The following is a 10,207-nucleotide window of genomic DNA, read 5'->3' on the forward strand; positions in this document are numbered from 1 at the left end:
TATGATGGCCCTTACAAACTGAATACCTGGTCAGTTTCTGCACACTTCGGCCCGTCTATGTTTTTCGGCGATTTGAGAGAGTATGATTTCTGGCCTGTTACAAAAACATCTGCTGACAGCCACAAGGAATCCGGAACAATTCAAGGAGGCCTCACTTTAAACAAACAGCTTTCATACTTGTTCGGAGCCCGCTTGGATGCATCTCTTGGTAACCTGAGAGGTATGAAGCGCCGGAACTACAACCGTTATTTCGAAGGAAATTATTTCGATGTTTCCCTTGCAGGAACTGTTAACCTGAAAGGTCTTTTAATGGGACCTAATAAAATGAAGCGCTGGAAAGTGGATGCGTATGTAGGGGTAGGGCAGATATTCTACGATGCTACTGCATATGATCTTACTGGCGGTGTAAAATTGCGCGAGACCGGCAGCAAAAATGACTGGATCATCCCAACAGGTTTGAACATAAACTACGAAGTTACCAAGAGAATTGACATTGGTCTTGACTTCCGTTTGAACCATACCAACTCTGACTATCTGGACGCTACTTACGGTGGTGACTATGACAGAACTGAGAATCTTAATCTGATCAAAGACCAAAAGACTTCACGCAAAGGAAACTCTGAATTGGATAGCTACGGATACGGAGCAATTCAGTTGACTTACAAACTGGGTAAAAACCCATTGAAAGTTCAGAAAGTTGACGGCAAATGGGATTACAAACCAGACGAAGGCGGATACTACCACCTGCGTTACACAGATCCTAAGGTGTTGATCAAGCCACCAAAAATTCTTACGCTTGAAGAAATGGACTCAGTTGCAAAAGCAAACCGTCCAAAAGATATCGATCCAAGATTGCTTCTTGATACAGATGGTGACGGTGTTTCTGACTTCTTCGATAAAGAGCCTAACTCACCTGCTGGAAGTATCGTAGACGGTGGTGGTCGCGTACTTGACTTCGATGCTTATGTTAAGAATGCATTGGCAACAGGTGCAGCTTGCAGCGAGATCTTTGCAAACGTGATGTTTGATACAGACAAAAACGTGATCAAGCCTGAGGCTCAGGAAATGTTGAAAAACGTAGCTGCGCTGATGAACAAAAATGGTTGCCGCTTGCAACTGGCTGGTCACACAGACCGTCGTGCATCTGACCGTTACAACATCGCACTATCCCGCCGCCGCGTTGATGCAGTTAAAAACTACCTGATTAACGAAGCCGGATTGACTGACCCAAGCAAAGTAATTGTTGATTACTTCGGTTCATTCAAACCAATCGCAGATAGCGCAACCCGCAACGGACTACAAAGAAACCGTCGCGTAGAACTTAAACTTCTTCCATAATAGTTAGTGGAAAAAAGATATAAGCAGAATAAGGTCTCCATATCGGAGGCCTTTTCTGTTTTAGGATGGAAAACTTTCAATTAGTACTCACATTATATTACAAACTAGTTTAATGAAACAATACGATTATTTAATAGTTGGAGCGGGATTGTGGGGATCTGTTTTTGCACATGAAGCAACAAAAAGAGGGAAGAAGTGCCTGGTGATAGATCGGAGAGAACACACCGGCGGCAATGTATATTGCGAAAATGTGGAAGGCATCAATGTCCACAAGTATGGCGCGCACATTTTTCACACCAATGACAAAGAGGTTTGGGACTACGTGAATTCTTTCGTTGAGTTTAACCGCTACACCAACTCGCCGGTTGCTAATTTCAATGGAGAACTTTACAATCTTCCATTCAACATGAACACCTTCTATCAGCTATGGAAGGTACGCACACCGGAAGAAGCAAAGGAAAAGATCAGGGAGCAAGTAGAGGAAGCCGGCATTAAAGATCCGCAAAATCTGGAAGAACAGGCTATTTCACTTGTAGGAACTGACATCTATGAAAAGCTGATCAAAGCCTATACTGAAAAACAGTGGGGACGGAAAGCCACGGAGCTTCCTGCGTTCATTATCAAGCGTTTGCCCGTTCGCTTTACATTTGACAACAATTATTTTAACGACAAATACCAGGGGATTCCCATCGGTGGTTACAATAAGCTGACAGAAGGTTTGCTTAAAGATGTTGAAGTAAGATTAGGTGTCGACTTTTTCAAAGACAGGGAAGCGCTGACTGAACTTGCTGAGACTGTAGTATATACTGGACCAATTGACGAATATTTCGATTTTAAGTTTGGCCAGCTCGAATATCGTAGCCTTCGCTTTGAAAACCAGTTACTGGACAAGGAAAATTACCAGGGTAATGCGGTTGTTAATTACACGGACGGGGAAACGCCATTTACGCGGATTATTGAACATAAGCATTTTGAATTCGGCACCCAGCCTAAAACGGTGATCACGCACGAGTATCCACAAGAATGGGTAAAAGGCGCAGAGCCTTACTACCCCGTGAACGATGACAAGAATACTGCCGTTTTCAACCAGTACAAGGCACTTGCCGGAGAAGAAGAAAACGTAATATTTGGTGGGCGATTAGCCGAATATCGATATTATGATATGCACCAGGTAGTAGCATCCGCATTAAAAAAAGTGAAAGTACATTTTGCCTAAAAATGCGGTTAAATAGATCCCTGGCATCCTTTTGAGGTGCCAGGGATCTTTGTTTATAAGCCTTTTGAAAAAAAATTCCGGTTAATGCGTTACGTATTCTGCTAGCCGACGTCTAAACTATACTAAGCCAAAAAGTATGTGATGACAGGAAAGCAATTACAACAGGTAACGAGTTTAGCAGAGGACGGAAAGGGTATTTTTACCCTCCATTTCCTGAAAGAAGCGCTGCGCTTCTGGTACTGGTTTGTAGTTTCTATGGCTACATGTACGGTCATTGCCTTTGTTTTCCTGAGGTACTCAACTCCACGTTACGAAATCCAGGCTTCCCTGCTGGTGAGAGATGATGCGCGCGGCACCAGCTTCGAAGACGCTGATTTATTCGAAAACCTTGGCCTGGCCGCAGTTACCAGCAATGTAGACAATGAGGTGGAGATTCTCAGGAGCAGGAACCTGATGGAGCATGTAGTGGACGCGCTCCAACTGCAGGTGCGCTGCTTTGCCTCAGGTAGAGTAAAAATCTCCGAGTTGTATGAGAAATCTCCTTTTAAAATCGTGTTCCTCGCTCCCATTAGCTTGCGGAACATGAAGATTTACACGCTGATTTTTCTGGGAAAAGGAAAATACCAGATATCCGATGGTAAGCAAAGCATGAATGCTGCATTCGGAGATACGATAGCGATGGATCAGGTACCTGCGATAGTTTCGCGAACAAAACACATTTACACACCAGACGATCAGTATTCGATCGAAATCTCGCCGAAAGACGAAGTTGTGGCCAGGTATACTTCGGCTTTGAAAGTAGCTGTAACCAACAAAATGGCGAGTGTCGTCGGTTTGTCGCTGAAAGATATCCTGCCGCAGAAAGGAGAAGCTGTTCTTCATGAACTGATCAATCAGTATTTACGAAACAGCATTGATGATAAGAACCGGACAGCAGACAGCACGCTATCCTTCATTACAAGCAATCTCGCTCAGGTTTCTTCGGACTTGGCGAGCATTGAAACGGATATAGCCAGATTCAAGCAGCGGAACGGAGTAGTTGATTTGAATGCAGATCATCAGGCGCTGCGTGAAAAGTCGGTACGTATTTCTGATGAGCTTGATAGTCAGGCAATCAAATTAAAGATTCTTGAAGAACTTACGCGATATATCTCAAACAATCCGGAACGTGCAATTCCTACCTCTCTGATCCAGCAGGAAAGTAATTTCGCTGCATTGGTTGGGCAATATAATGAGCTGGTATTATCCAGGAAGCGGAATGCTGTCACTATGAGCGCCGCTCACCCCGCTATGCATGCGATCGATAATCAGCTGGCCAGCTTGAAGGCTGATATGCGTGCTGCATTGGATGTACAAAAGCGCGAAGTTCAGATCGCGCTGAACTCGTACAATCTCCATAAAAAGGACTTTGAAAGTCGGATTGCCAAATTTCCTTTTACAGAGCGGATGTACATTGACCAGGCCCGTCAGCAACAAATCAAGCAGGAGCTCTACCTTTTTTTATTGAAAAAGAAGATTGAAACTTCCATTACCCGGTCTTCAACGATTGCCAATGCGCGGATATTGGACGCGCCAAAAGCAGCTTCGCAGTCTGTAACACCTGACAAACAGCTTGTCTTGCTTATTGCAGGTTGCCTCGGGCTGTTCATTCCACTCTTTACACTTCATATCAGGAAAATCCTGACTCTACGGATTTCAAGCAAGAGTGACATCTTAACCCGCTGCATTGCGCCGATTGTAGGAGAGATCAGCTACGAAAGCCACCACAGGCTGCTTGCCACTAACAGCCGCAGTATCGTAGCAGAACAATTTCGGACATTACGTACCAACCTCCTTTTTGGCGTACCGATACAGCAATGCCAAACCATCCTGATCACTTCTGCTGCATCGGGAGAAGGTAAGTCATTTGTTGCTATGCATTTAGCAGAATCTTTTTCTAATGCAGATAAGAAGGTTTTGCTACTTGAACTGGATTTGCGGCGACCTTCAATTGCGGATTATCTGAACCTCGACCCCACTGGGTTTACAGATTACATGCACACAGATCTGGCACCTGAGCGTCTCATTCAGCATAGCAGGGCGCGCAATGCTTTTGATATCATGACATCCGGCCCGTCACCTCCCGATCCTGCTGAACTGCTTTCTACAGAACGCTTCGAGCAACTTATTGAACTTCTCAAAAGCAGGTATGACCACATCATAATCGACACTCCGCCTGTGGGTCTGGTGACCGATGCCAGGATCATCGGAAGGGTTGCAGATATGTCATTGTATGTAGTACGCCACGATTTTACGCTTCTGGCAAACCTCGATGATATCAATGAGCTGCTGAATACCGGCCACTTGCCCGGTTTAAAGCTCATTTACAATGGCGCAAAACACAAACCCGGATATCAATACTATTCACATTCAAAACCAAGAAAAAGCATTTTTTAATAAGGTATATCAACAACTAAAAACGTATGAAAGGGATTTACATGATCTGTGAGATCGGGCAGGCGCACGAGGGTAGTGTCGCCCTTGCCCACGCGTACATTGATGCAGTGGCACAGTCGGGAGTTAATGCGATCAAGTTTCAGGTGCACATTGCCGATGCTGAAAGTAGTATTTACGAGCCTTTCCGAAACCCATTCTCATTTCCTGACCTGACGAGAATGGCTTACTGGAAGCGAATGGAATTTACAAAAGAGCAGTGGATCGGTTTGAAGCGGCATTGTGAGTACTACCAGCTTGATTTTATCCCGAGCACCTTCTCTGTAGCAGCCGTCACGATGCTGGAAAACATGGGCGTATCGCGCTTTAAGATTGCCTCGGGAGAGGTTGAAAACTTCCTGATGCTCGACCGGATCGCGCGGCTTGGTAAGGAGATAATTCTCTCGTCGGGAATGAGCTCTCCTGAGGAACTGGATGAAACAATCGCTTTCCTGCGCCGGTACAATTGTCCGGTTTCCATTTTACAATGCACTACCTCTTACCCCACCCAGCCCGATCAATGGGGAATCAATGTAATTCAAGAATTTAAAAATCGTTACCAGCTGCCGGTCGGCTTTTCAGATCATTCCGGCGACGTTTTTGCCTGCCTCGCCGCAGCTGCCTCGGGAGCGGACCTGCTGGAATTTCACGTGACTTTTGACAAAAGAATGCCGGGACCGGATACGTCTTCTTCTTTGACAGTAGATCAGGTTTTCCAGCTCGCCCGGGGAGTACGTGCGATTGAAAGCGCCTTTCAGAGTCCTGTCGATAAAGCGGATAATGCACATTTTCAGAAGTTAAAAGCCCAGTTCGGCAAATCTTTGGCAATCAATAAATCACTTGAAAAAGGGCATGTTATTTCCATTGAAGACCTTGAATCCAAGAAACCTGCCGGCCACGGTATTGAGGCCAAACGGTTTGCTGAAATTCTTGGGAGCAAGCTGCGGGAAAACATAGCGCAATGGGATTTTTTGACTGCTAATCACATTTGACATGAGGAAAGTTTGTGTCGTGATTACAGCGAGGGCTAGTTATAGCCGCTCAAAAACGCTATTAGCCGCCATTCAAAAACACGCAGCTCTCGAATTACAGCTTATTGTCGCTTCCAGTGCTTTGCTCGAAAGGTATGGACAGGTAGTCAGTCACATTGTCGATGACGGTTTCCCGATTGTGGCCAGGATCGAAAATGCGAATACAGGAGACAAGCGCACTTCGGCAGCTGTGACCACAGCTGCCGGCATTTCGGAACTCGCCAGCGTATTCGAGCGGATCCGGCCTGATGTGGTAGTTACCATTGCCGACAGGTTTGAAACAATGGCCACAGCAATCGCAGCCGCTTATATGAACATACCGCTGGCGCATGTACAAGGTGGAGAGGTAACCGGGAACATTGATGAAAAGGTGCGTCACGCAATTACCAAGTTAGCAGATATCCATTTTGTAGCAACTGCCGAAGCACGCAAAAGGCTGATTAAAATGGGTGAGGAACCCGATCGGATATTCTTTACCGGCTGTCCTTCGCTGGATATTGTCATTGATGTACTGAAAAGCCCGGAGATTGATTTTGATCCGTATACCCTCTACGGCGGGATTGGGAGTAAGCCTGATTTGCAGCAGCCTTACCTGATGGTCCTGCAGCATCCTGTTAGTACGGAACCGCATAAATCGGAGGAGCAGCTTAACAGTACCTTGACTGCCTTAATCTCGCTGCAACTACCCGTGTTGTGGTTTTTCCCAAATGCCGATCCGGGTACCGGCGGTACTTTTCATCGCATCAGCAGATTTTACGGCCAGAATACATTGCTTCCCTTTCATTTCTTCAACAACATGCGTCCTGAGCATTTCCTGAAACTGCTCAATAAGGCGGCTTGTTTGATCGGGAATTCCAGCTGCGGGATCAGGGAAGGCGCTACGCTGGGCATACCTGCGGTAAATATCGGTAACCGGCAGGATGGGCGCGAGCGCGGTCAGAATGTAATTGATGCAAAACATGCCAGCGACTCCATTATGGAAGCTGCTGAAAGGCAGCTCGCGCGCGTCAGATTTGCTCCCGATTTCATTTACGGAAAAGGAAATGCAGGTCAGCAAATTGCCGGCCTGCTTGCAGAAATCCCCCTCACATTTGAAAAGAAAATTACCTATTGATGAAAACTACCAGCAGAATATTAGGCATAATTCCCGCTCGCGGCGGCTCCAAGGGTATTTATAACAAGAATTTGAAGCTGCTTGGCGGCAAGCCTCTGATCTACTATACGATCCAGGCGGCATTGAAAGCGAAAATGCTGAACACGGTAATCGTGTCGAGTGATTGTTACAAGATCCTCCAATATGCGCAGCAGTTTTCAGGGATAACAGTTCCGTTTGTAAGACCTGAAAACCTCGCCACGGATGTTGCGAGCTCTCTGGAAGTCGTAAAGCACTCGCTCGATTTCTACTCCAGATTCGGCTGTACATTCGATTTTGTGATGCTCCTGCAGCCTACATCACCCTTCCGGAGTGCAGATCTGATTGACAGAGCAGCTCAGTACATGATTGGTTCAGGTGCGGATAGCCTGATCACAGTTCGTAAAATTCCTGACCGGTTCCATCCCAGTTGGGCTTTTCAGGAGGGAGAGCAGGGTTTACACAAAGTTGTCAATGACAGCGCGCAGCTCATTTCGAGGCGGCAGGATCTGCCCGACAACTATTACCGCGACGGGAAAATATACATTTCTAAAACTGCCTTGGTCCGGGAGGGAATGCTGGTAGGAGGGAAGATTGCCAGCTTACTGACGGAAGATGAGCCTGACATTAACATTGATACTTTTTCAGATTGGGAAATGGCGCAAAACCACATTCATCTATGGAAGAACCTCCAAAAAGAAAACTGCTAGTGCTGATCACTAATCATTTTGCCGCCATTAATCTGATCCACACGGGATTTATACAAAAGCTTGCGGATAAGTACAGCGTCCAGATCCTTTCCGATTTCATTCAGGAAGCAGACATTGTAAAGATCAACAGGTATTTCGAAATCCAGCTTACGCTTGTCAACATTCCTTTCGGGAAAGAGCCTCCTGTTTTGCGCCTGCTGAGACTTTTTGAAAAGTTCCTGTTCTTTAACTTGTTCAAAGCCAATACACATAGGGTTAAGTTGCTGGAACAAAGCATTTTTATTCGCCGGGTTGCGCAGGTTTCGGGCTGGCTTTTGGGGACTCGGGTGCTTCCCCGCTGGCTCCTGAACCTGGTTAGGAAAGGAATTATTCTGCTCTCTTCGAGAACTGCTCAGCCCGGTTTAGCTTGCTCTGACCTGGCCGGTATTATATCCTCGTCGCCGCTTGATAGCAGAGAGAATGCGATTGTAAACAGGCTTGCCCGCCAGAATGTACCTGCACTGGCTATCATCATCAGCTGGGATAACCTTACTTCAAAGGGCATTATCAATGCGGATCATAATTATGTGCTTGTCTGGAATGAGATCATGAAATGCGAGTTCGAGAATTTCTACTCCGGATTTCAGCCGAAGCCGCGGATCTGCGTTACCGGTGTTCCCAGGTTTGATGTTTATGTTAAAAGGAAACCGAATGCGATATCAATTTTAAACTTCAAAAGGAAGCTTTCCATTTCCGGCTCGGCGGATATCATTCTTTTTGCAACAAGCGCACCCAGGCATTTTCCACAGCAGCGCCACATTGTAGAGGATTTACTGGAGTATTGTAAAAGAAGGCTGAATACCATTCTGCTGATCCGGTTACACCCTGCGGATCAGCTGACTTATTATAAAGAATATCTGTCCGAACGTACAGTAAGAATCTGCCGCTCTACGATCTCCGCCTCTCTTCCTGAACTGAATTTCCTGGATTTGCTTACTGATACGATTTACTGTTGTGACGTCTGCGTTCAGGTTGCTTCAACCATGCGACTGGATGCAGCTGCCTGCGGTAAGCCTGTCGTGAACATTGGGTATGATGGGAATGAGGAGCTTCCTTATAGCCAGTCTGTGAGGCGATTATATGATTACTCCCACCAGCTCCCACTCAATGCATTCAACGTTGATAAGCTGGTTTTCAGTAAGCAGGAATTGTTTGACCATCTCGGTCAGGTACTCCGAAAGGTTTATCCAGGCAAATTCAACCAGACTGCGCGTGAAGCTTACGCGCCTGCGCAGGCGCGTAGTAGTATTTCAAGCATGATGCATTATGTTGAAGAATGGCTGGCCTGATTGCAGAAATGTGCTGGAAAGCGCTGTTATCTCTGAATATAACCCTGGTTGTATCCTGGCTTTGTCCGGCTTTGCTCCGGTTTGGCGAAGGCGGTTTTCATGCAGTAGTTGTTTTTTCATTTTACATCTACTGCGTTGTCGCTTTGTTCACGTTCTCGCCGCACAAGCTTTTTCATGTGTTATCGATTCCAGTTTTCACGCAGTTTCTGCATTTGTTCCAAAAATATTCATTTCCTGCCGGCGCAAACTCACTGTGGCGGTTACTTCCTTTTTTGATCCTCGATACCTATTTCCTCAACTTCTTTGTGCGGTTCAAATGTACACTGAGCAGAATGGAGCAACTGTTTTTAGTCAGCTGGATCGGAGCGCACGTGTTTTTTCTCTGCATATCACCAAATCTGAGCAACATATTTTTAGGTGCCGGGGTACTTACACTGGTTACATTGCCCTGCTACTTTGTGTATCTGTCCGCCGCAATGCAATCTTCTGATTTTCAAGAAAGCCTGGAAACTTACCTGTGCCTGCTGTATATCATTCTCGGGGCCGGAACCTTCGGGCTTGTGGCGGCGGGAGCCAGTTATAAGGGATCTGACAACTTACTGGCCACGCGGAATATCACAGATACCAATGTTACGATGGCTTATTTCGTGTTACTGTGGCCATTTGCATTGCTATTTGCCAGGCAACAACGCTGGCGAGCCGGCCTGGTTATGCTGTTGACTTCGCTCTTGCTGGGCGTTGTTTTGTTTTCGTTTTCCCGCGGCGCAGTGCTGCTCATCATACCTTATCTGATTATTACCATTGTATTTACTTTCGGAAGATGGCTGTTCTGGCTGTCTATAAGTGTTTTTGGAGTGCTGATTTTGACTGTACCATGGACAGAGGCGGCCGCCGACAATGCAGGACTTGCCTATTTCTGGAAGCTCCGTTTCGGTGACTTAGCCGCGCATTCACTCTTAGGCAGACTTCTTGAAACCAGC

The 10,207-nt window shown here is 46.2% G+C and carries 8 protein-coding genes; all 8 read left to right on the top strand.

Annotated features, from left to right (window positions below; all coding sequences use genetic code 11):
• A partial coding sequence (locus tag ACTIE6_RS08820) for an OmpA family protein (protein WP_439556287.1) occupies window positions 1–1,338 on the top strand: 1,338 nt, incomplete at its 5' end.
• A gap of 112 nt (window positions 1,339–1,450) precedes the next feature.
• Window positions 1,451–2,554: a UDP-galactopyranose mutase gene (gene glf, locus ACTIE6_RS08825; RefSeq protein ID WP_439556288.1), complete on the top strand. Its 1,104-nt coding sequence runs from the start codon at window positions 1,451–1,453 to the stop codon at window positions 2,552–2,554.
• Between the two features lie 141 nt (window positions 2,555–2,695).
• Window positions 2,696–4,990: a GumC family protein gene (locus ACTIE6_RS08830; RefSeq protein ID WP_439556289.1), complete on the top strand. Its 2,295-nt coding sequence runs from the start codon at window positions 2,696–2,698 to the stop codon at window positions 4,988–4,990.
• 26 nt (window positions 4,991–5,016) lie between these two features.
• Window positions 5,017–6,018 (top strand): N-acetylneuraminate synthase family protein, encoded by a 1,002-nt coding sequence (locus tag ACTIE6_RS08835; RefSeq protein ID WP_439556290.1) that lies wholly within the window; start codon window positions 5,017–5,019, stop codon window positions 6,016–6,018.
• Window position 6,019: 1 nt separating this feature from the next.
• On the top strand, window positions 6,020–7,171 hold the full coding sequence (gene neuC / locus ACTIE6_RS08840) for a UDP-N-acetylglucosamine 2-epimerase (RefSeq protein ID WP_439556291.1): 1,152 nt from the start codon (window positions 6,020–6,022) through the stop codon (window positions 7,169–7,171).
• A complete protein-coding gene (locus tag ACTIE6_RS08845) occupies window positions 7,171–7,899 on the top strand; it encodes an acylneuraminate cytidylyltransferase family protein (protein WP_439556292.1) in 729 nt (242 codons plus the stop codon). The genes neuC and ACTIE6_RS08845 overlap by 1 nt, the downstream gene beginning before the upstream one ends.
• Window positions 7,869–9,227 carry a CDP-glycerol glycerophosphotransferase family protein gene (locus ACTIE6_RS08850; RefSeq protein WP_439556293.1) on the top strand — a complete coding sequence of 453 codons (1,359 nt, stop codon included), beginning with the start codon at window positions 7,869–7,871 and terminating at the stop codon, window positions 9,225–9,227. Before ACTIE6_RS08845 ends, ACTIE6_RS08850 begins: the two co-directional genes overlap by 31 nt.
• Window positions 9,215–10,207: O-antigen ligase family protein (locus ACTIE6_RS08855; RefSeq protein WP_439556294.1), on the top strand; the 993-nt coding region annotated here is incomplete at its 3' end. The genes ACTIE6_RS08850 and ACTIE6_RS08855, both read left to right, overlap by 13 nt.

Origin of the sequence: Dyadobacter sp. (genome assembly GCF_051859145.1) — a bacterium.
In the GTDB taxonomy this organism is placed as follows: domain Bacteria; phylum Bacteroidota; class Bacteroidia; order Cytophagales; family Spirosomataceae; genus Dyadobacter.